Source organism: Rhodococcus sp. C3V (assembly GCF_029269915.1).
Lineage (GTDB): Bacteria > Actinomycetota > Actinomycetes > Mycobacteriales > Mycobacteriaceae > Rhodococcus_F > Rhodococcus_F qingshengii.
On sequence record NZ_JARJBE010000002.1, the window covers coordinates 282,271 to 307,139 of the forward strand.

A 24,869-nucleotide genomic window follows, 5' to 3' on the forward strand; every position below is an offset into this window, starting at 1 on the left:
TTAGCCGTGGATATTCTCGGGCACCAGCCTAGCCGCTACGCCCGCACCGATCCCAGCCGATGCGGGCGTAACTGCCGAAACCGGTCCGTCAATCCTCTTTCTTCTTGGGTTGTGGCACCGGAACCACCGCCAGCACCGCCTCCTCGACGCGCTCTCGCGCCGCGCGGGTATCGGCCTCACCGAAGTCGAGGCAGAACGCGTCGACCACCGAGGAACCCAAGGTGGCGACCTTCGCCCACCGGATGTCGGCTCCACTGTGTTCGAGTGCTGCGGCCAGTCGGCAGAGCAGGCCGACGCGGTCCTCGGTACGCAATTCGAGGATCGCCTGACCGTCACCGGGCGCGTCGAACCAGATGACCCGCGGCGGCGCCTGCGCATAGAGCACCGGAACCGCGGAATCCTTGTTGGTCTGGATCGGGTCGTCCCACTGCTCTGCCCGTGCCTCCTCGTCCTTCGCGTCGAGAAGTTCGAGCAAATTCAGTTCACCGGCCGAAGCCCGGATCAATTCCTGCCGGAGCAGCACCGCCTGCGGGGGTGTGCCGAACCTCGGCGTCACGACAAACGAGTTGACCGCCGAACCTGCATGCGACCCCAGCGATGCGGAATGCACCCGCAAGGACTGCAGCGCCAGAACTCCGGCAGCCCGAGACAGCAGCCCGGGTGCGTCGGGCGCGATGACGGTCACGACGTAGGTGTGCGCATTCTCGGCCGGAACGAGCGAGACGTGAACCCCGCCCTCCTCGGCGATGGCCAATTGCTCGGGAGCGAGTGGATCGGGTTGCGGGAGCTCCTCCCCTGCCATCAGCAAACGACAACGACGCACCAGCTCGCCGATCAACGACGACTTCCAGTCGCCCCAGACACCAGGCCCGGTGGCCAGCGAATCCGCTTCCGCCAACGAATGCAGGAGATCGAGAAGGGTCCCGTCTCCCTCGAGTGCGTCGACCACTCGCTGCACCGTTGCCGGATCGTCGAGGTCGCGACGGGTGGCGGTTTCCGGCAACAGCAAGTGGTAGCGCACCATCGCCGTCAACGTCGCGACGTCGGAAGGCCAGAGTCCCAAGCGATTTCCGATCGCGGTGGCCAATTCGGCACCGACGACGCTGTGGTCTCCCCCTCGCCCCTTCCCGATGTCGTGGATCAACGCACCGAGCATGAGCAGATCCGGCCGAGCGACGCGAGTGGTGAATCCGCTTGCATACGCGGCGGTTTCGACCAGGTGCCGATCCACCGTCCACGTATGGACGGCGTCGCGCGGCGGAAGATCGCGAATGGTCCCCCACTCCGGCAGGAGTCGACCCCAGAGCCCGGTCCGGTCCATCGCCTCGATCACCGGAACCGCACGCGATCCCGAACCCAGCACGACCAAGAGATCGTTGACTGCATTTTTCGGCCACGGCTCACGCAGTTCCGGGGCGTTGTCGGCCAGGCGATTGAGCGTCGACGCGGAGATCGGCATGCCGTTGGTGGCCGCCGCTGCCGCGACCCGCATCACCAGACCGGGATCCTTCTTCGGTCTCGCATCGCGCGCCAGAACTACTTCGCCGGCATGCTCGACGACGCCCTCGTCCAGTGGTCGTCGCACCGGCGCGCGACGCAGCCGCGACAAACCACGCCGGGGCAAGGAGTTTCCGGCGGTGCGGATACCGACGTCGACCGAATAGCTGATGGTGCGCGCCGATTCGCTGAGAAGGCGGGCCAGATCGAAGCGATCACCGATCCGTAGCGCCGCACCGATTTCGTCGGCGTCCTGTGCTCGCAGTTGGTCGCGGGCGCGACCGGCAACGCGGTGAAGTTCGGTGCGCACGTCGAGCAACCGCCTGTGCGCGAGTGCCAGACCGCCGCCGGGCGAGTTGGGTCCCAGCCCTGGCATCCCGTCGGTCAATTGCGCGATGGACAGGGCGTTGAGCAGTTGCACGTCGCGCAGCCCGCCACGGCCGCTCTTGAGATCCGGTTCGGCGCGATGGGCGATCTCGCCGCTGCGCTCCCACCTCGTACGGGTCTGGGTGATCAATTCGTCGAATCGGCTGCGGATGTCCATGCGCCACTGTCGTCGGACACCACTGATCAACAAGTTGCTCAGCTCCACGTCGCCGGCAATGTGGCGTGCTTCGAGCATTCCGAGTGCTGCCGTCATGTCGGTGGCCGCAACCTGAAGCGCCTGAGGAAGCGTCCGCACGCTGTGGTCGAGTTTGATGTGCGCGTCCCACAGCGGGTACCACAGGCTGTCCGCAACCTGGGCCACGACTGCTGGGTCCATGTCGTCATGCAGCAGAATCAGATCGAGATCGGAATACGGCAACAGTTCGCGTCGGCCGAGACCACCCACGGCGACGATGGCAAACCCACAATCCGGTTTGATGCCCAGTTCGGTCCCCTTGGTGGTCAACCAGAATTCGTGCAGATCGACCAGTGCATGTCGCAGCGCGGGGGCGTCGAGCCTCCTGTTCTTGACTCCTCCGGTGAGTAGGGCCTTGCGTGCGCGGGCCAGGTCCGCAGCTTCGTCGGATCCCCCTGACGAGACCGGCCCTGGCCCCGTCGCTTTCGCGACGGAACCAGGGCCGAAGTTCTCGGACCCTTTCGGGTCAGAGTGCATCGCCACCGCGTTCCCCGGTGCGAACCCGGATGACCGACTCGACTGGCGAGACCCACACCTTGCCGTCACCGATCTTGCCGGTTCGAGCGGCCTCGACGATCACCTCGACCACCTTGTCAACGGCCGCGTCGTCGACGACGACCTCGACCCGGACCTTGGGTACGAAGTCCACGGAATACTCCGCGCCTCGGTACACCTCGGTGTGGCCCTTCTGTCGGCCGTAGCCCTGAACTTCGCTGACTGTCATACCCAGCACTCCGGCCTGCTCGAGTCCGGTCTTGACGTCCTCGAGCGTGAACGGCTTGACGATTGCTGTGATCAGCTTCATGTGCTCATCCCTTTCCAAACTCTGAAGTGCCTGAATTCACTTTAATCACGTGCTGATCACGCGAGGTCGTATGCGGTCTCTGCGTGTTCGGTCTCATCGATGCCGCGTGCCTCGTCCTCGGCCGAGATTCGCCAGCCCAGGGGCTTGAGTGCGAAGCCGATGATCGTCGTCAGAACGCCGGTGAAGACGAGTGCTGCGAGTGCGATCACGATCTGAACCACCAGTTGCTTGTAGTCGCCGCCGTAGAAGAGGCCGGTTGCGGTGCCGAAGAATCCGATACCGATCGTGCCCCACAGGCCGGAGACAAGGTGCACGCCGACGACGTCGAGCGAGTCGTCGAAGCCGAAGCGGAACTTCAGGCCTACTGCGAGAGCGGACAGGATGCCGGCGACAGCGCCGAGGAAGATGGAACCGACCGGGTTGAGCGCACCGGCAGCAGGGGTGATGGCGACCAGACCGGCCACCGCACCGGAAGCTGCGCCGAGGCTGGTGGCGTGGCCGTCACGAATACGCTCGGTAGCGAGCCAGGCCAGGACTGCGGCACACGTCGCGGTGGTCGTGTTGACCCAGGCGAGACCGGCGTTACCGTCGGCGGCGAATGCCGAGCCGGCGTTGAAGCCGAACCAACCGAACCAGAGGAGTGCGGCGCCGAGCATCACGAAGGGCAGGTTGTGCGGACGGAAGGCGGTCTTGCCGAAGCCGAGACGCTTGCCGACGATGAGTGCGAGGACCAGACCGGCCATACCCGCGTTGATGTGAACGACTGTGCCACCGGCGAAGTCGATCGGAGCGACGTTGGCGACGGTGACTCCGTCGTCATTGACCGTGGTGCCGAAGAGCTTTGCCGCGATGCCGTCCTCGGAACCCGAGAGGAGTCCGCCACCCCACACCATGTGCGCGAGCGGGAAGTAGACGACGGTGACCCAGATACCCGAGAACAGGAGCCAGGTGCCGAACTTGACCCGCTCGGCCAGGGCACCACTGATGAGGGCGGTGGTGATGATCGCGAACGTCACCTGGAACGCGATGTCGATGACGTTGGGGTAGCCCCAGGCGCCGGCGATGAAGTTGCCGTCAGCATCGGTGATGCTGTTCTTGAGGCCGAAGAACTCGAACGGGTTGGCAAAAATGCCCCCGATGTTCTCAGAGCCGTAGGACATCGACCATCCCCACAGAACGTAGATGACGCCGATGACGGCCATGGCCCCGAAGGACATCATCATCATGTTCAGGACGGACTTGGACCGAGACATCCCGCCGTAGAAGAAAGCGAGGCCGGGTGTCATCAGCAAGACCAGAGATGCAGCCATCAGCATCCATGCGGCGTTACCGGAGTTCGCCAACAAATCGTCGGTACTCACTTACTACCTCCTAGTCGCACGTGCCGGGCAGCACGTCGTTAAGGAGAAGAGTGCTGGGCTGGTGTTTCGTCCATGGCGCTGTCGCGTTTCGCAGACGTGAACCAATTGCCCAACTTTGTTGCAAACAGGTTTCGCCAGGGAGTTCTACCGACCCTGTGCGCCTTTTCGGTAGTTCGCGCTACCAAAAAGGCGCACGGGGGCGTCAGCCCAGGAGGGCGTCGACGAACGCACCCGGCTCGAAGGGCGCCAGGTCGTCGGCACCTTCACCGAGACCGACCAACTTCACCGGCACACCCAGTTCATGCTGAACCTGGAAGACGATTCCGCCCTTGGCGGTTCCGTCCAGCTTGGTCAGTACGACGCCGGTGATGTCCACGACCTCCGCGAACACTCGAGCCTGCGCCAATCCGTTCTGGCCGACCGTCGCATCGAGAACCAGCAGAACGTCGTCGACCGAGGCCTTCTTCTCGATAACCCGCTTGACCTTGCCGAGCTCGTCCATCAGACCGGTCTTGGTGTGCAGACGGCCGGCGGTGTCGATCAGGACCACGTCGACGCCGTCCGCGATGCCCCGTGAGACCGCGTCGAAGGCAATCGCAGCGGGATCGCCACCCTCCTTGCCACGAACAACTTCAGCGCCGACACGCTCAGCCCACGTCTGGAGCTGATCGGCGGCGGCGGCGCGGAACGTGTCCGCGGCACCGAGCACGACGCGACGACCGTCGGCGACGAGCACGCGAGCCAGCTTGCCGGTGGTGGTTGTCTTGCCGGTCCCGTTGACGCCGACGACGAGCAGAACAGCCGGGTGATCATCGTGCGGCAATGCGCGGATGGAGCGGTCCAGTTCGGGACGCAGTTCGGCGATCAACACCTCGCGCAGAAGGGCGCGGGCGGCAGCCTCGGTCCGGACGCTGCGGGCCGCCATCTGCTCACGAAGCTTCGTGACGACCTTTTCCGTGGTCGCGGAGCCGAGGTCTGCGATGAGGAGGGTGTCCTCGACTTCTTCCCACGAGTCCTCGTCCAGATCGCCGCCACCGAGCAGACCCAGCAAGCTCTTGCCGACTGCTGACTGCGAGCGGGAAAGGCGCCCGCGCAGTCGGTCCAGCCGACCCTCGGTCGGGTCGATCTCGTCCAGCACGCGCGGTGCAGGCTCGACTGGCGCGGGAACGACGACGGGCTCGGGAACGACAGGTTCTTCGACAACCGGTTCTGCTACCGGCGCCTCTTCTACTACCGGCTCTTCGACAACCGGCTCCTCGACGGCGGCCGGCTTCTCCGCAACAGGTTCTTCGACAACCGGTTCCGCGACAGTTGGTTCCTCGATAACCGGTTCTTCGACGATCGGTTTTTCGACGACAGGTTCTTCGACGACGGGCGGCTTCTCGGCGACCGGCGGTGTCGGAACCACCGGAGGTGGCGCCGTTGCCGTCGACCCCTGACTGAAGTTGAACCCGCCACCGGCCTTGTAGCCGCCTGACTTGTCCTTCTCGGGGGCGCCGAGCTCCGGCTTCGTCTCGGGCGCCTTCAGCGATACCTGCCCCTTGCGGTAGCGCAGGAATCCGGCAACGAGAACGACGAGTAGTACGGCCGCTACAGCCGCGATGATGATCCAAGCCTGGGTAGTCACCGGCCCATTGTTTCAGGCTCCGACCCGGAAAGTGAGCAGGGCTTACGTCGAGGCCATGTCTTGACCGCGAAGTCGCTGCGAAATCACGGTGGTGATGCCGTCGCCGCGCATGCTGACGCCGTACAACGCATCGGCGATTTCCATCGTCGGTTTCTGGTGAGTGATCACGATCAACTGCGACTTCTCCCGCAATTGTTCGAAGAGTCCGATCAGCCGCCGCAGGTTGGTGTCGTCCAACGCCGCCTCGACTTCGTCCATCACGTAGAACGGGGACGGGCGTGCCCGGAAGATCGCGACCAGCATGGCCACCGCGGTCAACGACTTCTCGCCGCCCGACAGCAACGACAACCGTTTGACCTTCTTACCGGGCGGACGCGCCTCGACTTCGATGCCGGTGGTGAGCATGTCCGAGGGATCGGTGAGGACCAGCCGCCCTTCTCCCCCGGGAAACAATTTCTCGAACACTCCCACGAACTCACGCTCGACGTCGGCATAGGCCTCGGTGAACACCTGCAGAATTCGTGCGTCGACGTCTGCGACCACAGCAAGAAGGTCCTTGCGTGCGGTCTTGACGTCCTCGAGCTGAGTGGAGAGGAAGGTGTACCGCTCCTCGAGAGCTGCGAATTCCTCGAGCGCCAGCGGATTAACCTTGCCGAGGGTGGCGAGGTCCTTCTCGGCCCGCTTGGCGCGCCGTTCCTGAGTCGCGCGGTCGTACGGAAGCGGAGCGGGGGCGGTGACCTGCTCCCCACGCTCCTTGGCCTGCTCGTACTCCTCGATTTCGAGAGCGGTCGGCGGCAGTTCGACCTCGGGCCCGTACTCGGCGATCAGATCGTCGAGGCCGATACCGTACTGATCGAGGATCGACTCCTCGAGTTGTTCGATGCGCAGCGCTGCCTGTGCCTTCGCTACCTCGTCGCGGTGGACGGCGTCGGTGAGCGAAGCGAGTTGTCCGGTCAGTGCTCGGACTGTCTCGCGGACCTGATCCAGCTTGGCCGTGCACTCGGCGCGGGCCCGAGCCAACTCGTCACGGTGGGCAAGAGCCGCGGCGACGACGGTCTCGAGTTCGACCGCCACGCGCTGTCCCGATTCGGCGACGGCAGCTGCGACCTCCGCAGCGTGCGCCCTGGCGCGCAGAGCCCGTTCGGCGCGGATCCGCGCTTCTCGTTCGGCGGCCGCGGCACGGCGAAGCGAATCAGCCTTTCCGCGAACGGATTCCGCACGTTCTTCGGCGGTTCGTACGGCAAGGCGAGCATCCATTTCGACGATGCGCACTTCGGCGAGCGCTGCTGCGGCCATTTCACGATCGGCAGCGGTCGATTCCGCGCCGTGTCCCGGCGCACTGCCGTCGGTTTCGGCGACGCGCAGACGTTCCTCCAGATCCGCGAGCTTTGTCAGCGACTCCCCGCGGCCCTCCTCGGCACGCACTCGCTGGGCGGTCAACCGCTCGGATTCCGCGTGGGCGACTCGTGCTGCCTGCCCCAATCTGCCCAACTGCTCGTAGATGGCGGACATGGCGGCGTCCGACTCGTTGAGCGCTGCCAAAGTTTGCTCCGCGGTCTCGCGTCGAGCGGCCTGTTCGGCCAGAGCGCCGGACAGCGCCGCGTCGAGTTCCTCGGATCGGCTCTCCGTTGCCGCCAGTTCCGCTGCTGACGCGTCGATCGCCGCCTGCACCTCGAGCGTGCTCGGTTGCCGATCCGAGCCACCGATCATCCACCCCGAACCGTGCAGATCGCCAGAACGCGTCACTGCGCGAATTCCCTTGTGGTCAGCAACAACTCGAATCGCGTCATCGAGAGTCTCGACCAGGACGACGCCATCGAGGATGGCGGTCAATCCGGCACGCAACTCGTCAGGGCAGTCGATGACGTCGACGGCCGGACGACTACCCGGCGCGATCTCGGCCTCGCGCTTGATCGCCGGTTCACCGCTCACGATCAGTGATGCACGTCCACCGTCCTGATCGGCCAGTGCTGTGACAGCGGAGCGAGCAGAGTCCAGCGACTGCGCCACGACGGCGTCCGCCGCCGGCCCCATCGCGGCAGCGATCGCGGCCTCGTAGCCGGGTTCGACGTGAATCAATCCGACCAGCGAGGTGATGCCGTCGTCGCCGCGGTGTTCGAGCAGCCAGCCGCCACCGTCCTTGCGCTGCAAACCCATCGACAGTGCCTCGATGCGCGCCCGGAGCGAAGCGATGCGTTGCCCGCTCGTTTTTTCTTCCTCACGAAGCTCTTCGACGCGCGCGTCGATCATCTCGAGAGCCTCGATGGCGCGTTCGTGATTGGTATCGAGGCCGACTTCACCGGCGTCGAGGTCCCCGATGCTTTCTTGCACCGTGTCGAACTCGGCCTGTGCGGCATCGCCACGCAGACGAGCCTCGTCGATCGCCTCGGTCAGCCGAGACACTTCCGCGTCGACGGATTCGACGCGGGTACGCAGAGTGTCGACCTGACCGGAGAGTCGAGCAAGACCTTCACGGCGGTCGGCGACGGCACGAACTTCCGCCATGTGCGCCCGTTCCGCTTCTGCTGCAGCATCTTCGGTGGCTGCGAGCTGGTCCCGAGCAGCTTCCGACGCCGCTCGCGCGATTTCGACGCCTTCGAGGAGTTCGGCCTCCTCGGCAGCAAGACGTTCGGCGCGCGCCTCCATCTCGTCCGGGTCCTGGCCGCGGTTGCCGACGGGTTCGGAGTCGAGATGACGCGCACGCTCGCGGGCGATGCGCACAGTGGCGTTCACGCGTTCGGCAAGCGCGGAAAGCTGGAACCAACTCTGTGCAGCCGCTTCCGATCCCGGAGTCAGACGAGCGAGAGCTTGCTCCTGGCGCCCGAGTTCGAGGTTGGCCTCGTCGAGCGCAGCCGCCACCTGGTTGTGCTGTTCACGGGCCGCTTTCTCGTCCTGCGCCTGGTCGTTCAACTGGTTTCGACGGGTCACCAGATCGTCAGCGGCCAGACGCATCTTTGCATCACGCAGGTCAGCCTGGACCGTCTGTGCTCGCCGAGCAACCTCGGCTTGGCGTCCCAGCGGTTTGAGTTGCCGACGCAGTTCCGCGGTGAGGTCACTGAGGCGAGCGAGATTGGCCTGCATGGAATCGAGTTTGCGCACCGCTTTTTCCTTGCGGCGGCGATGTTTGAGGACTCCCGCGGCTTCTTCGATGAAGGCGCGTCGATCTTCGGGACGGGATTCGAGGATCGCGGCGAGCCGTCCCTGCCCGACGATGACATGCATTTCGCGGCCGATGCCGGAGTCGCTGAGCAGTTCCTGGACGTCCATCAGACGGCAGGACGAGCCGTTGATCTCGTACTCCCCCGCGCCGTCGCGGAACATGCGGCGCGTGATCGACACCTCGGAGTACTCGATCGGGAGCGCCCCGTCGGCGTTGTCGATGGTCAAGGTCACCTCGGCGCGGCCCAGCGGCGCGCGGCCGGAGGTGCCGGCAAAGATGACATCTTCCATCTTGCCGCCGCGCAGGGCCTTGGCGCCCTGCTCGCCCATCACCCAGGTCAACGCATCGACGACGTTGGATTTACCCGAGCCGTTCGGGCCGACCACACAGGTAATTCCCGGCTCGAACCGAAGAGTCGTTGCCGACGCAAAGGATTTGAATCCCTTGAGTGTCAGACTCTTGAGGTGCATGGGGGGAAACTTTACCGCCAAATCGGTCAGCGTTCGACGAACCCTGTCAGGTCGCCCCTTGCGGTGTCCCAGCTGTCGACCACGAGATCCACCGTGCCCGGGGTAGTGCCGGAGCGCAGCAGCTCCACCAATCGCTCGAGCTGCGTGCGTTGGCCTTCCGCCACGACGAGCACTCGACCGTCACGCTGATTGGACGCATATCCGATCAATCCGAGTTCGAGAGCGCGGGCCCTGGTCCACCACCGGAACCCGACGCCTTGAACGTATCCGTGAACCCACGCCGTCAACCGCACGGGCGCTGCCTCAGCCATGACGCTCAGCCCGCCACACGTTCGAGACGGTGAACGTCACCCAGGAAACCGGTGGTGTAGAGCGCGTTGGGATCCCAGCCCGGTCCGGCGCCGAACTTGACCGCGGATGTGAACGGCAGACCCGAGGCGATCTCACACGAAGATCCCGAATCCGGATCGACGCGAACAACTTTGCCGCCGGCATTGAATGCGACGTACAACGCGCCGTCCGGTCCGACGGTCAGATCGTCCGCCATGTTTGCCGGACCGAACCCGGGGAGCGTGATCGTTCGCACCGGCCCGCCCAGATCGTTTGCGTCGAGGATGTGGACGGCGGTGACCATGTCGAAGGTCGTGCTCACGTAGATCGTCGAACCGGAGCGTGCGAGGCCGTCGACGGTGCCGAGGTCTTCACGAACGATCGAACTGCTTCCGTCACTGTTGACGACCGTGAGCCCCGGCCTGGTGAGTGTGCGGGCAGTGAGGAAACGGTTATCGTCCAGCTGCACAAGCCCGTTCGGCATCACCAGACCGTCGGCGATCGTTGTCACCGACCCGTCTGCGACGTCGACCTTGCGGAGGCTGCCGTCGGCGATTCCGAACAGTCCCGAGACAGTCGAGTTGCCCGTGGTGAAGTACACGGATCCCTCACGCGCGACCAGACCGCCAGATCCGGTGACGTCACCGACCAAAGTTGTCCGTGTTCCGTCCGGCGCTACTTTCAGCAGTGCACCCGGCCCGATCAGAGCCGACTGCGACAACACCATCGATCCGTTGCCGTCGAATTCGAGGTTCTCGAGCATTCCGGCACCAGTCGCCACGACGCTCGACGTCCATGTGCCGCAACTACCGGCCGAGCGGTCGGCCGGGACCGAGGCCTGCGCTGGAGCACTCAGCGCCACAACGGAACCCAGTGCGATCGCAGCGACAACGCTGCCGGCGCGGAACATCAGGCTTCCGTGTCGAACGACAGAGTGACCTTGGTTCCGGCCTTGAGCGTGCGCCCGACCGTGCATACCTTGTCCACGGAACGCTCGACGAGAGTGATGAGGCGCTGCTGTGCCTCGGCATCCAACTCGCTGAGATCGAGCTCGAGGACCTCGTCGAGCTGCGGGTAGACCTCGTTTTCACGATCGGCGGCTCCGGACACTCGGACCGTCGCGTCGTAGTTGTCACCGAGCCGGCGCGAGATCGGGAAGTCGGAGCTCATCCCGGTGCATGCGGCCAGTGCAATTTTGAGGAGTTCGCCGGGCGTGAAGACTCCTGGCACCGATTCGGAGCCGATGAGAACCTCTGCGCCGCGCGAACTCTTGCCGGTGTAGAGGCGGGTTCCGGTTCGTTCGACCCAAAGCTCCGTGTGAGCCGGGGCGGTTGCAGTGGTGTCGGGAGTCTGTTCAGCCATGACGCAATCTTGCCACTCCGCCGAACCGAAGGGGTGGGAGACCTAGGCGATTCGCCGTGCCCTCGGGGTCGGCTGGCACCGCGGGCAACTGAACGACGATCGATTCATGAACTTCTCACGCTTGATCGGCGCGCCGCATCGTGGGCACGGGAGGTTTTCCTGCCCGTACGCCGACAGCGACCGGTCGAAGTAGCCCGATTCCCCGTTGACGTTCACGTACAGCGCGTCGAAGGACGTACCGCCCTGATCGAGCGCTTCACCCATCACCGAGTGTGCCGCGGTCAACAGTTCTCGAAGTTTGGGCCTGGTAAGCGTTTCGGCGATTCGGTTGCCGTGAATCTTGGCGCGCCACAATGATTCGTCGGCGTAGATGTTTCCGATTCCGGAGACCACCGTCTGGTCGAGAATCGCGCGCTTGATCTCGGTGTGCTTGCCCCGCAGGACTTTCACGACGGATTCGAGATCGAACGCCGCATCCATGGGATCGCGAGCGATGTGCGCCACCGACTCGGGCAGCATCGTTCCGTCGACCTCGACGAGGGGTGAAATCGACCAGCCACCGAAGGTCCGCTGATCGACGAATCGAAGATCGGCCCCGGAATCGAGGGCCAACCGAATGCGTAGGTGCTTTTCCCAGTCGACTGTCGGGGGTTGGACCAGCATCTGTCCGCTCATCCCGAGATGAACCACCAGTCCGACACCGGCAGGCTCGAGAACCAGCCACAGGTACTTGCCGCGACGCTCTGCCGAAGCGATGGTCTGCCCGGTGAGTTGGCCGATCAAGTCCTCGGAACCGAGAATGTGGCGCCTGATCGCGCGGGGATGGAGTACCTCGACGGCCTCGATCGCCGCACCTACAGCATGAGACTGTAGGCCGCGGCGAACGACTTCGACTTCGGGAAGCTCAGGCAAGAGTGAACTCAGCCGGTAAGATCAGGCGTGTCGTCAGCAGCGACTGCGGTAGCAGCGGCATTCTCCGACATCGTCTTCCATGCCGAACTTGCTGCCTTCTGCTCGGCTTCCTTCTTGGAACGACCGACACCGACACCCAAGGGTTTGCCACTGATGAGAACGGTGGCCGTGAATTCCTTGTCGTGATCGGGTCCGGTGGCGGTGATCTCGTAAACGGGAACTCCGGCACCGTGTTCTGCGGTCAGTTCCTGCAGACTCGTCTTCCAATCCAGACCCGCGCCCAGAAGCGGTGCGCGAGTGAGGAGATCGTCGAACAGATCGAGGACGACGCGTCGCGCAGTCTCGATGCCGTGCTGCAGGTGGATGGCGCCGAGAATCGACTCCATACCGTCGGCGAGAATGGACGGCTTGTCACGGCCGCCCGTCATTTCCTCGCCCTTACCCAGCAGCAGGTGTGCTCCGAGTCCACCTTCACCCAGAGTCCTGGCAACCTCGGCGAGTGCATGCATGTTGACCACGCTGGCACGGATCTTCGCCAGATCACCTTCGGATTTGTCCGGGTGGGACAGGTAGAGATTTTCGGTCACCGTGACGCCGAGAACGGAATCCCCGAGGAACTCGAGGCGCTCGTTCGTGGGCAGTCCGCCGTTCTCGTACGCGTACGAGCGGTGCGTGAGAGCCAGGGTCAGAAGACCGGGCTCTATATCTACGCCGACAGCGGCGAGGAGCTTGTCGTGATTGCCCTCGCCGCCGGCGGCTGAAACTGTATTTTCGCTCGTCATAGTCTTTCTCCGGGGAGAACTAGACAGCAGCGGTTACCTGGCGGCCCTTGTAAGTACCGCATGACGGGCATGCGATGTGGGGAAGGGTCTGCTCGCCACAGCCACGGTTGGGGCAGGTAACGAGGGTGGGCACAGTGGTCTTCCACTGGCTACGACGCGACCGCGTGTTGGATCGCGACATTTTGCGCTTGGGGACAGCCACTTCTACTTCTCCTCGGCTTCGGTGATCACAAGATTTTCGCTGGTGTTTGATTCCACGCCAAATTTGGCCGCGAGACCAGCCCAGCGAGGATCAAGTATGTCATGCCCATGCCCAGATTCCGCAATCGCCAGGCGAATGCCACATTCTGAGCACAATCCCAGGCAATCGTCACTGCACAGAGGCTGGAGCGGAAGCGCCAGCCCGACTGCATCGACGATGACTGGTTCGAGGTCGATTTCGTCGTCTTCGACCGCGTAGACCTCTCCCTCTTCCGTCGTCTCCTCGGTGGTGCTGTCCGGGTAAGCGAACAACTCCGTGAGATAGATGTCCACGGTGTCGGTGAAAGGTTCAAGGCACCGCGAGCATTCACCCTTGGTGGGTGCGTGCACGTTTCCGGTGACGAGAACGCCTTCGGACACTGCTTCGAGACGAAGATCGAGATCTATGTCCGCGCCCGCTTCGATCGCGATCAGATCGAGACCGATACGGTTCGGGGACTGAATTGTTCTCTCGACGGTACGCATCGACCCTGGACGACGACCGAGCTTGACCGTGTCCAGCAAAAATCCCGCATCACTTGACTGATGCGACGAACTACGACGATGCGTTGACAAAGAGAACTCACCTAACTGTTGAAACTGGTATGGGCAACCACTCCACAATACGGCAGCTACAAGGCAAATCCCAATTCGATCCACGAAAAAGTGGGCCGCCCCATATCGGACGACCCACCCTCGACTGACTTGTCTGCTCTATCGGCGCCGCTCGGAACGACGATCGTCGTCCTGGTAATCGGGAACTCCCGAACCCGTTCGAAGCTGTTGACGACCACGCCCGACCGACCGAACGGTCCCGGTGAGGAACTCTTCGAACTCGGCCAACTTGGTGTCCACGTACAGGTCACACTCCGAACGCATCCTGTCGGACTCGGCATGAGCGGCGTCGATCACTCGCGCGGATTCCGCGTGAGCGGACTGGACAACCTCGGTCTGCGACACCAGACGAGCCTGCTCCGCCGTTCCCTCCGCCACCGAATGTTCGTACGAGGCCTGGCCGGACTCGATCATCCGATCGGCCTCGGCACGCGCCCGTCCGGTGACGGCCTCGTACTCACGACGGCCGTCGGTGACGGTCCGTTCCGCTTCTGCTTCGGCGTCCTCGACCAACTGATCGGCGTGCGCACGCGCTTCGGCAACCATGCGATCGGCCTGAGCCTTGGCATCGGACAGAATCCGGTCGGCGTCGTCGCGTGCGTTCTCCACAGTCGACGTTGCCTCGGCATTGGCGCTGCTGACCGTCTTCTCGGCGTTTGCTCGCGCGTCACCGACCAATTTGTCGCGATGATCGAGGACGTCCTGAGCGTCGTCCAGCTCGCTCGGAATTGCGTCCCGGACGTCGTCGAGTAGCTCGAGTACGTCACCGCGAGGCACAACACACCCTGCGGTCATGGGAACACCGCGCGCCTCTTCGACAATTGCGACCAGTTCGTCCAGTGCCTCGAATACGCGGTACACAAGCAACCCCAATCTCTACCGGCCGAAATCGGCCCACATCGTCACCGGTCCACTCGGACCTGTGCCCGTTCCTGTCCAAGTTTGCCGGAAGAACGGCCAACGGGGTGTCGTCGTGGTCGGTGTGTCGGGGATCAGCTGTTTTCGGCTGCTCGCTCGGCGATACGTGCGAGTAGCCGAGAATGCACTTTGGCCGGCAACATGTCGGAGACGTCGCCGCCGAAAGTCGCGACTTCCTTCACCAGAGAACTCGACAGGTAGCTGTACGTCGGATTCGTGGCGACGAACAGTGTGTCGACGCCCGTGAGCTTCTGATTCATCTGAGCCATCTGCAGCTCGTAATCGAAGTCGTTCGCGCCGCGCAGACCCTTGACGATCGCGCTGAGGCCTTCTTGTTTCGCGTAGTCGACCAACAATCCGTGCCACGACGTGACGCGAACGTTGGGCAGGTGACTCGTCGCGTCTTCGAGCATCTCGATCCGCTCGTCGATCGTGAACATGCCACGCTTGCTCTTGTTGATCAGCACGGTGACCACGACCTCGTCGAATTGCGCAGCAACTCTTCCGATTACGTCGAGGTGACCGTTGGTCACAGGGTCGAAGGATCCGGGGCAGACGGCGCCAGTCATGAGTCCAGACCGTAGCAGGTGGCCAGCTCGATGCGGGCTTCACCGTAGTTCTTGGCCTTGATCGGCTCGTAGCCCTGAGGCCACACGGTCTCCGGCGAGCGCGACGATCGTTCGAGTACCACGATCGTGCCCTCCCCCACCCATTTGTTGGCCTGCAGATCGGTGAGCATGGACACGACGGCCTCGTCGGTCACCGCATACGGTGGGTCCGCGATCACGATGTCGTATTCACGCGCGCTCGGACCCGAGACCACGGCCGCAACCGGAGCGGCGCGAACCGTCGCCCCAGGCAACGCGACAGTGCCGATGTTCGCCTTGATGACGGCAGCAGCCTTGGCATCCGATTCCACGAGAACAACGTGCTCGGCTCCCCGCGAGAGCGCCTCGAGGCCGAGAGCACCCGAACCCGCAAAGAGGTCGAGAACCGCGCACCCTTCGAGATCGATGCGCGCTTCGAGAGCACTGAACAGCGCCTCACGAACCCGATCCGACGTCGGACGGGTGCCGCTCGGCGGGACTCGCAGGCGTCGACCGCCCGCGAGTCCCGAGATGATGCGTGTCACTCTGCGGCGCTCTCCCCCGTCGAGACGACTACCAGCAGGTCTCCGCCCTCGACCTGTTGGACGGCGCTGATCGCGATCCGAGAGACGACGCCGGCGCGCGGCGAGGTGATCGCCGCTTCCATCTTCATTGCTTCGATCGTGGCCACGGTGTCGCCGGCCTCGATCTTCTGGCCTTCCTTCACCGCGAGCGTCACGACGCCCGCGAACGGTGCAGCCACGTGGCCCGGGTTGTTCTTGTCGGCCTTCTCCGCCACCGGTACGTCACTGGCAATGGAGCGATCGCGGATCGAGACCGGGCGCAATTGACCGTTCAGGATGCACATGACAGTGCGGTAGCCGCGCTCGTCGGGCTCGGAGATCGCTTCGAGACCGATGATCAGCTCAACGCCGGGAGCCAACTCGACGCGGTGTTCGTCGCCGCGCCGCAAACCGTAGAAGAACTGGTTCGCCGAAAGCCGCGACGTGTCACCGTACTTCTCGCGGTGTTCGAGGAATTCCTTTGTCGGGCCGGGGAACAGCAGACGATTCAGCGTCGCCTGACGGTCCTTCGACGAGCCCTCGAGCAGCACCTCGTCCTCAGCGGACAACGTCGCTTCGGGCTTGGCCTGGCCACGTCCTTCGAGTGCCTTGCTGCGGAACGGTTCCGGCCAACCACCGGGAGGCGTACCGAGTTCACCGCGCAGGAAGCCCACCACGGAGTCGGGAATGTCGAACTTCGCCGGATCTGCGGCAAACTCCTCCGAAGGCACGCCGGCGCCGACAAGGTGGAGGGCGAGGTCGCCGACGACCTTCGACGACGGCGTCACCTTCACGAGATGCCCGAGCATGCGGTCCGCGTCGGCGTACTTGGCTTCGACCTCTTCGAACCGGTCGCCGAGACCGAGAGCAACGGCCTGGGTCCGGAGATTGGAGAGCTGGCCGCCCGGAATCTCGTGCGTGTACACACGTCCCGTCGGCGCCGGCAGTCCGGATTCGAACGGCGCGTACACCTTTCGCAGCGCCTCCCAGTACGGTTCGAGGTCGCACACGTTCTGCAGGTTCAGTCCGGTGTCGAACTCGGAGTGCGCGGCAGCGGCGACGATGGCCGAGAGCGCAGGCTGACTGGTGGTTCCGGCCAGTGCCGCCGAAGCACCGTCGACTGCGTCGGCGCCCACCTGCCACGCGGCGAAATACGTGGCCAACTGTCCACCGGGGGTGTCATGCGTGTGGACGTGAACCGGAAGATCGAAGTTGCTGCGTAGCGCCGTCACGAGCTTGGTGGCCGCCGGAGCGCGCAGCAGGCCCGCCATGTCCTTGATCGCGAGCACATGAGCGCCCGCATCGACGATCTCTTCTGCCAACTTCAGGTAGTAGTCGAGCGTGTACAGCGTTTCGTTCGGATCCGACAGATCGCCGGTGTAGCTCAACGCCACCTCGGCGAGAGCCGTTCCGGTCTCACGCACCGCGTCGATGGCAGGGCGCATCTGGTCGACGTTGTTGAGCGCGTCGAAGATTCGGAAGATGTCGATGCCGGTGTCGGTGGCTTCCTGAACGAATGCGCGCGTGACCTTTTCGGGATACGGCGTGTAGCCCACCGTGTTTCGACCGCGAAGAAGCATCTGGAGGCAGATGTTGGGAATCGCCTCACGCAGTGCGGCAAGCCGGTACCACGGATCCTCGTGCAGGAAGCGAAGTCCCACATCGTAGGTCGCGCCGCCCCAGGCTTCGATCGAGAGCAGTTCCGGCGTCAACCGCGCAACGTGCCCGGCAACTCCGAGCAGTCCGCTGGTTCGAACTCGCGTGGCCAACAACGACTGGTGCGCGTCACGGAAGGTGGTGTCGGTGACGCCGACGGCCTTCTGCTCACGCAGTGCCTTCGCGAAACCTTCGGGTCCGAGTTCGAGCAGGCGCTGACGGCTACCGGCAGGAGGAGGCGTCGAAAGATCGATCTTGGGCAGCTTGTCCTGCGGGTACACCGCCGAGGGCCGCTCACCGTGAGGCTTGTTGACCGTCACATCCGCGAGGTAGGTCAGGATCTTCGTGCCGCGGTCTGCCGAAGAACGCAGAGTCAGCAACTGAGGACGTTCCTCGATGAAGGAGGTCGTCACACGTCCGGCCCGGAAGTCCGGGTCGTCGAGAACCGCCTGCAGGAACGGAATGTTGGTCGAGACACCACGAATGCGGAACTCGGTGACCGCGCGGCGAGCTCGCGCCACAGCGGCTTCGAGGTCGCGACCGCGACAAGTGAGTTTGACCAGCATGGAATCGAAGTACGCTCCGACCTCGGCGCCGAGTGTGGCGCCACCGTCCAAGCGGATACCGGCTCCGCCCGGGGTGCGGTACGCGGTGATACGGCCGGTGTCCGGGCGGAATCCGTTTGCCGGATCCTCGGTCGTGATGCGGCACTGCAGCGCCGCGCCGCGAAGCTTGATCGTCTCCTGTGACAGACCAAGTTCTGCAAGCGTCGAACCGGACGCGATCTTGAGCTGCGACTGGACCAGGTCCACGTCCGTCACTTCTTCGGTGACGGTGTGCTCGACCTGAATTCGCGGGTTCATCTCGATGAAGACGTGGTTGCCGCGCTTGTCGAGAAGGAACTCGACGGTGCCCGCGCACGTGTATCCGATCTCCTTCGCGAAGGCGACGGCGTCGGCACAGATCTTGGCGCGCAACTCTTCCGAAAGATTGGGCGCCGGAGCGAGCTCGATCACCTTCTGGTGGCGACGTTGCAGCGAGCAGTCACGCTCGAAGAGGTGGATGACGTTGCCCTGCTCGTCGGCGAGGATCTGCACTTCGATGTGCCGCGGGTCGATGACGGCCTGCTCGAGGAAGACCGTCGAATCGCCGAAGGCCGATTCCGCTTCGCGCGCTGCGGCTTCGATCGATTCCTTGAGCTGTGAGCGCTCCGCAACACGGCGCATTCCGCGCCCACCGCCGCCTGCGACAGCCTTGACGAAGAGCGGGAAGTTCATGTCCTCGGCGGCTGCGAGCAACTCGTCGATGTCCGCTGACGGCTCCGAAGACGCGAGCACCGGGAGACCGGCGGCCTTTGCCGCTGCGATGGCCCGAGCCTTGTTTCCGGTCAACTCGAGGATCTCGGCGGACGGGCCGACGAACTTGATGCCTGCCTCGGCACACGCCGCCGACAAGTCCGGGTTCTCGGAGAGGAAGCCGTAACCGGGGTAGATGGCGTCGGCTCCGGCGCTCTTGGCGGCGGCGACGATTTCCTCGACCGAGAGATACGCGCGAACGGGGTGACCCTTCTCCCCGATCTGGTAGCTCTCGTCTGCCTTGAGACGGTGGATCGAATTCCGATCCTCGTACGGGAACACCGCGACGGTTCCGGCACCTAGTTCGTAGGCGGCGCGGAAGGCACGGATCGCAATTTCGCCGCGGTTCGCGACGAGCACTTTGGAGAACATTCGAGAAAACTACCCCGATTTCATCTTGCGTCTACATGCGGAGTCTCATATTTCGGACTGAATCGAGAAACCAACCCGGCGGTCCTCGTGCTATTCGATTTCAGCTTGTCGTCATACCCTTCACGACTTCTCGAGGTACTCGATCCGGTCGGAGTCCAGGGCAGCGGTCACCATGGAAGCGAGGGCGGGATGACCGTCGAGCGACGGATCGGAGTCGACGATTCCCTGAGCGAACTCCCTGGCGGACTCGAGGATGTCTCCATGGGCCATGAGGGAAAGCAGCCGCAGATTCGAGGTTGTGCCCGACTGCGCCGCACCGAGGATGTCTCCTTCACGTCTGGTCGCGAGGTCGAGTTGAGCCAGTTCGAACCCGTCGTTGGTCGCTGCCACCGCCGAGAGCCGCTCGTACGCCGGCCCCCCGGGATTGCTTCCGGTGACGAGGATGCACAGTCCCTGGTGTTTCCCTCGACCGACGCGGCCACGCAACTGATGGAGCTGACTGACGCCGAACCGCTCGGCGTCGACGATCACCATCACCGTCGCGTTCGGAACGTCGACACCGACTTCGACAACGGTCGTACAGACGAGGACGTCGATGTCACCGACGTTGAACGCGCTCATCACCACGTCCTTTTCGTCGGAAGGCAGTCGACCGTGCAGCAACCCGACTCGCAGATCGGCCAGCGGACCACTCGACAGCTCTTCGAAGACGTCGACCGCCGACTTGGTCTCGGGCTGCTTCTCCTCGGTGAACTGATCTTCGCCTGCACCCTGCTCGCCGTCACCGATCCGCGAGCACACGACATACGCCTGACGGCCGTCGGCGACGTCCTCACGGATTCGTTCCCATGCGCGATCGACCCACTGCGGCTTCTGCTTCGCGGGCACGACACTGCTCTTGATCGGGGTTCGCCCACGTGGAAGCTCTCGCAGGGTCGAGACCTCGAGGTCGCCGAGCACGGTCATGGCGATGGTTCGCGGAATCGGCGTTGCCGTCATCACCAGCAGATGCGGACTCAGTCCTTCACGGGCACGTGATCGCAACTGATCACGTTGCTCGACGCCGAAGCGGTGTTGCTCGTCGACGACAACCATGCCGAGGTTGAAGAACTCGACGTTGTCCTGAATGAGCGCATGGGTACCGATGACGATCCCGGCGTCGCCGGTCACGGCTTCGAGCAGCGCTGCGCGCTTCGCAGCGACAGGCAGTGAGCCGGTAAGAAGGGCGATACGGGTGGAATGTTCGGCAGAACCGAGTTCACCACCTGCAGCCAGCGAGCCCATCATCTTGCGCAGTGATCGCGCGTGCTGATTTGCCAGGACCTCGGTGGGTGCGAGCAACGCGCACTGATAACCCGCATCGACGACCTGCAGCATCGCGCGCAGAGCCACGATCGTCTTGCCTGACCCGACCTCGCCCTGAAGAAGGCGGCTCATCGGGTGTGGGCGGGCAAGGTCGGTGGAGATCTCCTCCGCGACTGCTTGCTGTCCCTCCGTCAGAGTGAACGGGAGCATCTCCTCGAACTGGTCCGCGATCCCGCCGGCGACCGGAGCGCAGGCCGGAGCCACACGCTCGGAATTGTCGTGACGACGCATCGCGAGGACCAACTGCAGAGACAGCGCCTCGTCGAAACGCAGACGATCCTGTGCTCGTTCGATGTCTTCCTTGGTATCTGGCAGGTGAACGGTGCGCAGCGCCTCGTCCAAACCGATGAATCCGTGCTCGGCCCGAGTCTCGGCGGGCAACGGCTCCTCGATCGGATCGAGTTGGTCGAGCACTTGCCGCACGCACCGCATGATGGTCCAGCTCTCGACCTCGCGGGTCGCCGGGTACAGCGGGATCAACGCGCGGTCGAAGACGGACAGATCGAGTTCGGCGCCGGGATCCTGATTTGCGCGAGCCAGGCCCGCAAGGTCACCGGCTCCCTTGATGGATGCAAGCGGAACTACCGAATCCTCTTCGCCGACACGAGGTTCCGGGAGAATCAGGTAGCTCGGATGAGTGAGAGACCACTTGCCGCGGAAGTACTTCACCGTCCCGGAGAACATCGCCCGAACGCCGGGCTTGATGACGTGCCGCACCTTCTGCGGGTTGAAGAACGTGACGTCGACGGTCTGCGAATCAGTCGCCAGCGATACTCGCAACATCTGCCCCGGACGGTTCTTCATCTTCACGACGGCGGCCGACGCCACCCGCGCGATGATGGTGATGTGCTCACCCTCGGGCGGCTCCTTCTCGGCGAGTTCCTTGCCTGCCGACGCGTACCGGTGTGGGTAGTGACGCAGCAGGTCCTCGACGGTGCGGATCTCGAATGCCTCGTCGAGCGCGTCCGCGGTCTTCTTTCCCAGCAGCCGATCGAGTGGGTCGGCGAGCGTCGCCATCAGTTCCTCCAGCACAGTGTCGCGGTAAGCACATGTGTTCGTATATCAGCAGTCACCGACAGACCAGGTTCGATCACTCCACACCCAACTGGAACAGGTCACCCGGCTGATCACCCTGATAGACGAGCACGTCGACGCCCGGGTGGTGCGCGACGACGTGCGCCTCGAGCTGCCCGGCCAGGTCGTCCGGCGCGTCGGCGCCCATGAGTAGGGTCACGAGTTCGCCGCCGGATCCGAGCGCGAGGTCGACCAGTCGCGCACTCGACTCCGCGACGTCGGGACCGATGAGCACCACCTCGTGCCCCATCAGACCGATCGCGTCACCCGGATCACATGTCCCGACGTAGGTCAGCGAACGCTCGACCGCGATCCGCAACGATCCCCAGCGCGTGGCGGCCGCCGCCTCGGACATCGTGAAGCCGTCGTCGGCGACGTTGCGCTGAGGGTCGTGAACGGCAAGTGCTGCCAAGCCCTGGACCATCGACGACGTCGACAGCAGCAGAACCTGGTGAAGCGGATCGCGTGCAGCGGCACTGACTGCGACGAGTTCCTGCGCGGTCAAAGCTCCGTTCGGAAGCACCAGAACTTCGCTGCGTTCCATCTGACGAATGCGGCCGAGCAGTTGTGCGCGTGTCACCGGCGCATCGTCGCACCGAAGAACCGTCGCACCCTCACTCTCGAACAACGCCGCCGCGCTGTCACCGGCAACGACGGCCAGTACGCCGCGCGCGCCGGCCCCGGGGAATCGCCTCTCCGCCCGTGCCACCAACTGGTCGCGTTCGTCGACGAGAAAACTGCTGATGCGAATACCGTGCACCTTCCCGGCCTCGAGGCCGGCTTCCACGGCTGCACCGGCATCGCAGCAATGCACGTGCACCGACCAGCCGCCGAAACCGTCGCTGACGATGACCGTCGAATCTCCGAGGACGGACAGCCGCGTGCGCAGCGCCGTCATGCGATCGTCGTCGGAGTCGTCGACGAGGTACATGACCTCGAAATCCTGTTCCGAGTGATCACCACATTCGATCGGGCTCTTGTGAGCCCAATCGTGATCGAATGCGCTGACGTCGACAACTGCGCTCGACCTCGGGTCCGGCGTCCCCAGATCTTCGCGAACCTGCGGCTTCCCGGTCAGCACCTCGACAAAGGCGTCGAGGATCAGAACCAGACCGAATCCCCCGGCATCGACCACCCCGGCGGACGCGAGAACGTCCAGTTGCTCCGGCGTCTTGTTCAGTGCGACCGCAGCGGCATCGGCAGCGGCGGCAACCACGGATGCAAGATCCTCGCCGCTCGGTGTCCTGGTGTCGACGCACTCCTGCGCTGCTTCTCCCGATGCACGCAATACCGTGACGATGGTGCCTTCCACCAGATCGGAGACAGCCCGAGAGGCCAGCGTCGTCGCCGTGGTCAGCGAGTTCGCGAAGCTACGGCCGTCGATGTGCTCACCTTGAACGCTCTCGGCGATGCCCCGGATCACCTGGGAGAGGATCACTCCGGAATTACCGCGAGCACCGGACACGGCGCCCCGAGCCAGAGCGTTGGCGACGCGGCCCGCACTGCGGACGTCGTCCTCGATCGTCTCGGCGGAATCGAGTGCAGCCCGCATCGTGAACAGCAGATTGGTGCCGGTATCCGAATCAGGGATGGGAAAGACGTTGAGGTTGTTGATCTCACCGCGACGTTTCTGGAGGCTGTCGACCGCCCGGCGGGCCCAGCGCCGCAGCAGATGTCCGTCCGCGACGGATTCCGCTTCTTCGGCGACGCGTTGCACTTCCCCCACTGACGGTTCCCCTCGACGATGGAAAGACTGACGATGAAAAAGAGATCGGTGATCGGTGCAGTCGAGGGTAGTCCGACGCTTCTGCGCAACCGTCATTACCGGGCGGTTTGGCCATTCGGGCCGGAAGCGGTTACTCTTACACGGTTGCCTCGAACGGGCTACACGAAATAATGCTGCACTTTGTTTGTTGCTGATTGACTGTTTTCACGTTCGGCTGCACAGTGAGCGGTCAAGGATCGGTTCGAAGTCGAGTATATTCGGATTGTAATTCTGGCTGCCCTACCGTGTAGGGTAACCACTTCAATATTCATTTCTAACAAGGAGTTCGCGACTATGGCTGCCGTCTGCGACGTATGCGCCAAGGGGCCCGGCTTCGGTAAGTCGGTCTCGCACTCGCACCGGCGTACCAATCGTCGCTGGAACCCGAACATTCAGTCTGTTCGTACCGAGGTTGCCCCGGGTAACACCCGTAAGGTCAACGTGTGCACCTCCTGCCTGAAGGCAGGCAAGGTCGCTCGGGGCTGATTGCCCGAGCACAAACTATTGCAGGCTCTGCCCCCGTCACTTCGGTGACGGGGGCAGAGCTGTATCTATGTGGCTGTATCTATGTGTCCCCGTGTTTCGTATGGCTGTCGGACACCCGTAATGTGCGTTGAGTGACTTCCATCGATGACCTGAGCAAAGTGACCCTCGACGAGGGCGTACTCCGCATCACCATTTCCACCGCCGCCAACGGCACCTCCCTCGACGACGAAGGACTGGTTCAGGGCGCGCAGGCGCTCGAGACAGTCGGAAACGACATCGGGAGCATCCTTCTGGTCGGCGAAGGCGCAAACTTCTGTGCCGGCGGCAACGTCCGTGCGTTCGCCGCAGCCCCTGACCGCGGCGAGTACGTGGCCGAGGTTGCCCGCGTCTTCCACGTGTTCGTTCGCGCGCTCGACGCTGCGACCGCTCCAGTGGTGGCCGGGGTCCACGGATGGGCTGCCGGCGCCGGAATGAGCCTGGTCTGCCTCGCCGACGTCGCAATCGGCGGCACCGGCACCAAGCTTCGCCCCGCGTACCCCTCCATCGGTTTCACCCCGGACGGCGGAATGTCGTGGACGCTTCCACGCATCGTCGGCGTGGCACGCGCTCGCGAGATTCTTCTCAACGATTCGGTGATCGGTGGCGACGAAGCCGTCCGCCTGGGGATCCTCACCCGACTCGTCGGTGACGACGAGGTCCAAGAAGAGGCAGCTCGCCTCGCCCGCGCTCTGGCCAACGGACCGAGTACGTCGTACTCGGGAATCAAAGCACTGCTGCGTTCGTCGCGGACGAACTCGCTCGCCGAGCAACTCGACGCCGAAGCCGCGTCCATCGCCATCGCAGCGAACAGCCCGATCGGACGCGAGGGCGTCGACGCGTTCGTCGACAAGCGTCGGCCCGATTTCACTTCCGCAAAGCAGGCCTAGTCGAACTGCCGTGCCGAAC

The 24,869-nt window shown here is 63.9% G+C and carries 20 protein-coding genes; 2 read left to right on the plus strand and 18 right to left on the minus strand.

What is annotated here, in order from left to right; all coding sequences use genetic code 11:
* Nucleotides 1-88: 88 nt before the first annotated feature.
* The 18 genes from P3G66_RS06330 to P3G66_RS06415 form a co-directional block, all read right to left on the minus strand.
* Complete coding sequence (locus P3G66_RS06330) at nucleotides 89-2,596, minus strand: [protein-PII] uridylyltransferase (RefSeq protein WP_003942689.1); 2,508 nt, start codon at nucleotides 2,594-2,596, stop codon at nucleotides 89-91.
* Nucleotides 2,586-2,924 (minus strand): P-II family nitrogen regulator, encoded by a 339-nt coding sequence (locus P3G66_RS06335; RefSeq protein ID WP_003942772.1) that lies wholly within the window; start codon nucleotides 2,922-2,924, stop codon nucleotides 2,586-2,588. The genes P3G66_RS06330 and P3G66_RS06335 overlap by 11 nt, the downstream gene beginning before the upstream one ends.
* A 56-nt stretch (nucleotides 2,925-2,980) precedes the next feature.
* The gene (locus tag P3G66_RS06340; protein WP_051649690.1) at nucleotides 2,981-4,240 is read right to left on the minus strand and encodes an ammonium transporter; all 1,260 of its coding nucleotides are present in this window, start codon (nucleotides 4,238-4,240) and stop codon (nucleotides 2,981-2,983) included.
* Between the two features lie 247 nt (nucleotides 4,241-4,487).
* Nucleotides 4,488-5,912, minus strand: coding sequence for a signal recognition particle-docking protein FtsY (gene ftsY / locus P3G66_RS06345; RefSeq protein ID WP_211920385.1), 1,425 nt, complete (start codon nucleotides 5,910-5,912; stop codon nucleotides 4,488-4,490).
* Between the two features lie 42 nt (nucleotides 5,913-5,954).
* Nucleotides 5,955-9,542, minus strand: a complete 3,588-nt coding sequence (gene smc, locus P3G66_RS06350) for a chromosome segregation protein SMC (RefSeq protein ID WP_211920387.1) — start codon at nucleotides 9,540-9,542, stop codon at nucleotides 5,955-5,957.
* A 26-nt stretch (nucleotides 9,543-9,568) separates the two neighbouring features.
* Nucleotides 9,569-9,853: an acylphosphatase gene (locus tag P3G66_RS06355; RefSeq protein WP_007729313.1), complete on the minus strand. Its 285-nt coding sequence runs from the start codon at nucleotides 9,851-9,853 to the stop codon at nucleotides 9,569-9,571.
* Nucleotides 9,854-9,858: 5 nt separating this feature from the next.
* On the minus strand, nucleotides 9,859-10,782 hold the full coding sequence (locus tag P3G66_RS06360; protein WP_042924442.1) for a hypothetical protein: 924 nt from the start codon (nucleotides 10,780-10,782) through the stop codon (nucleotides 9,859-9,861).
* Nucleotides 10,782-11,234, minus strand: coding sequence for an OsmC family protein (locus P3G66_RS06365; RefSeq protein WP_003942740.1), 453 nt, complete (start codon nucleotides 11,232-11,234; stop codon nucleotides 10,782-10,784). The genes P3G66_RS06360 and P3G66_RS06365 overlap by 1 nt, the downstream gene beginning before the upstream one ends.
* A 42-nt stretch (nucleotides 11,235-11,276) precedes the next feature.
* Complete coding sequence (gene mutM / locus P3G66_RS06370) at nucleotides 11,277-12,146, minus strand: bifunctional DNA-formamidopyrimidine glycosylase/DNA-(apurinic or apyrimidinic site) lyase (protein WP_003942752.1); 870 nt, start codon at nucleotides 12,144-12,146, stop codon at nucleotides 11,277-11,279.
* Nucleotides 12,147-12,154: 8 nt separating this feature from the next.
* Nucleotides 12,155-12,928, minus strand: coding sequence for a ribonuclease III (gene rnc, locus P3G66_RS06375; protein ID WP_276116320.1), 774 nt, complete (start codon nucleotides 12,926-12,928; stop codon nucleotides 12,155-12,157).
* A 19-nt stretch (nucleotides 12,929-12,947) separates the two neighbouring features.
* Nucleotides 12,948-13,130 (minus strand): 50S ribosomal protein L32, encoded by a 183-nt coding sequence (gene rpmF, locus P3G66_RS06380; RefSeq protein ID WP_007729318.1) that lies wholly within the window; start codon nucleotides 13,128-13,130, stop codon nucleotides 12,948-12,950.
* 2 nt (nucleotides 13,131-13,132) lie between these two features.
* Nucleotides 13,133-13,693, minus strand: coding sequence for a YceD family protein (locus P3G66_RS06385; RefSeq protein ID WP_007729319.1), 561 nt, complete (start codon nucleotides 13,691-13,693; stop codon nucleotides 13,133-13,135).
* A 189-nt stretch (nucleotides 13,694-13,882) separates the two neighbouring features.
* Nucleotides 13,883-14,644, minus strand: a complete 762-nt coding sequence (locus P3G66_RS06390) for a DivIVA domain-containing protein (protein WP_003942696.1) — start codon at nucleotides 14,642-14,644, stop codon at nucleotides 13,883-13,885.
* Nucleotides 14,645-14,775: 131 nt separating this feature from the next.
* Entirely contained in the window at nucleotides 14,776-15,270 is a 495-nt protein-coding gene (coaD, locus tag P3G66_RS06395) for a pantetheine-phosphate adenylyltransferase (protein WP_003942776.1), read from the minus strand.
* Nucleotides 15,267-15,833 carry a 16S rRNA (guanine(966)-N(2))-methyltransferase RsmD gene (gene rsmD / locus P3G66_RS06400; RefSeq protein WP_030535425.1) on the minus strand — a complete coding sequence of 189 codons (567 nt, stop codon included), beginning with the start codon at nucleotides 15,831-15,833 and terminating at the stop codon, nucleotides 15,267-15,269. Before rsmD ends, coaD begins: the two co-directional genes overlap by 4 nt.
* Nucleotides 15,830-19,234, minus strand: a complete 3,405-nt coding sequence (locus P3G66_RS06405) for a pyruvate carboxylase (protein WP_276116321.1) — start codon at nucleotides 19,232-19,234, stop codon at nucleotides 15,830-15,832. The genes rsmD and P3G66_RS06405 overlap by 4 nt, the downstream gene beginning before the upstream one ends.
* 120 nt (nucleotides 19,235-19,354) lie before the next feature.
* Complete coding sequence (gene recG, locus P3G66_RS06410) at nucleotides 19,355-21,616, minus strand: ATP-dependent DNA helicase RecG (protein ID WP_003942757.1); 2,262 nt, start codon at nucleotides 21,614-21,616, stop codon at nucleotides 19,355-19,357.
* Between the two features lie 73 nt (nucleotides 21,617-21,689).
* Complete coding sequence (locus tag P3G66_RS06415; protein WP_050656645.1) at nucleotides 21,690-23,399, minus strand: DAK2 domain-containing protein; 1,710 nt, start codon at nucleotides 23,397-23,399, stop codon at nucleotides 21,690-21,692.
* A 333-nt stretch (nucleotides 23,400-23,732) separates the two neighbouring features.
* Between P3G66_RS06415 and rpmB the strand changes: the two genes are divergently transcribed.
* Together rpmB and P3G66_RS06425 are read left to right on the plus strand one after the other, a co-directional pair.
* Nucleotides 23,733-23,924, plus strand: a complete 192-nt coding sequence (rpmB, locus tag P3G66_RS06420; protein WP_003942669.1) for a 50S ribosomal protein L28 — start codon at nucleotides 23,733-23,735, stop codon at nucleotides 23,922-23,924.
* Between the two features lie 131 nt (nucleotides 23,925-24,055).
* The gene (locus tag P3G66_RS06425) at nucleotides 24,056-24,850 is read left to right on the plus strand and encodes an enoyl-CoA hydratase-related protein (RefSeq protein ID WP_003942812.1); all 795 of its coding nucleotides are present in this window, start codon (nucleotides 24,056-24,058) and stop codon (nucleotides 24,848-24,850) included.
* Nucleotides 24,851-24,869 lie beyond the last annotated feature (19 nt).

What these genes read in the sequence shown, in the direction of transcription:
- smc (WP_211920387.1), bottom strand. Translation starts at nt 9,542, where the DNA reads ATGCACCTCAAGAGTCTGACACTCAAGGGATTCAAATCCTTTGCGTCG.
- rpmB (WP_003942669.1), top strand. Translation starts at nt 23,733, where the DNA reads ATGGCTGCCGTCTGCGACGTATGCGCCAAGGGGCCCGGCTTCGGTAAG.
- P3G66_RS06365 (WP_003942740.1), bottom strand. Translation starts at nt 11,234, where the DNA reads ATGGCTGAACAGACTCCCGACACCACTGCAACCGCCCCGGCTCACACG.
- P3G66_RS06360 (WP_042924442.1), bottom strand. Translation starts at nt 10,782, where the DNA reads ATGTTCCGCGCCGGCAGCGTTGTCGCTGCGATCGCACTGGGTTCCGTT.
- P3G66_RS06335 (WP_003942772.1), bottom strand. Translation starts at nt 2,924, where the DNA reads ATGAAGCTGATCACAGCAATCGTCAAGCCGTTCACGCTCGAGGACGTC.
- recG (WP_003942757.1), bottom strand. Translation starts at nt 21,616, where the DNA reads ATGGCGACGCTCGCCGACCCACTCGATCGGCTGCTGGGAAAGAAGACC.
- coaD (WP_003942776.1), bottom strand. Translation starts at nt 15,270, where the DNA reads ATGACTGGCGCCGTCTGCCCCGGATCCTTCGACCCTGTGACCAACGGT.
- P3G66_RS06355 (WP_007729313.1), bottom strand. Translation starts at nt 9,853, where the DNA reads ATGGCTGAGGCAGCGCCCGTGCGGTTGACGGCGTGGGTTCACGGATAC.
- P3G66_RS06330 (WP_003942689.1), bottom strand. Translation starts at nt 2,596, where the DNA reads ATGCACTCTGACCCGAAAGGGTCCGAGAACTTCGGCCCTGGTTCCGTC.
- P3G66_RS06405 (WP_276116321.1), bottom strand. Translation starts at nt 19,234, where the DNA reads ATGTTCTCCAAAGTGCTCGTCGCGAACCGCGGCGAAATTGCGATCCGT.
- P3G66_RS06340 (WP_051649690.1), bottom strand. Translation starts at nt 4,240, where the DNA reads ATGCTGATGGCTGCATCTCTGGTCTTGCTGATGACACCCGGCCTCGCT.
- rnc (WP_276116320.1), bottom strand. Translation starts at nt 12,928, where the DNA reads ATGACGAGCGAAAATACAGTTTCAGCCGCCGGCGGCGAGGGCAATCAC.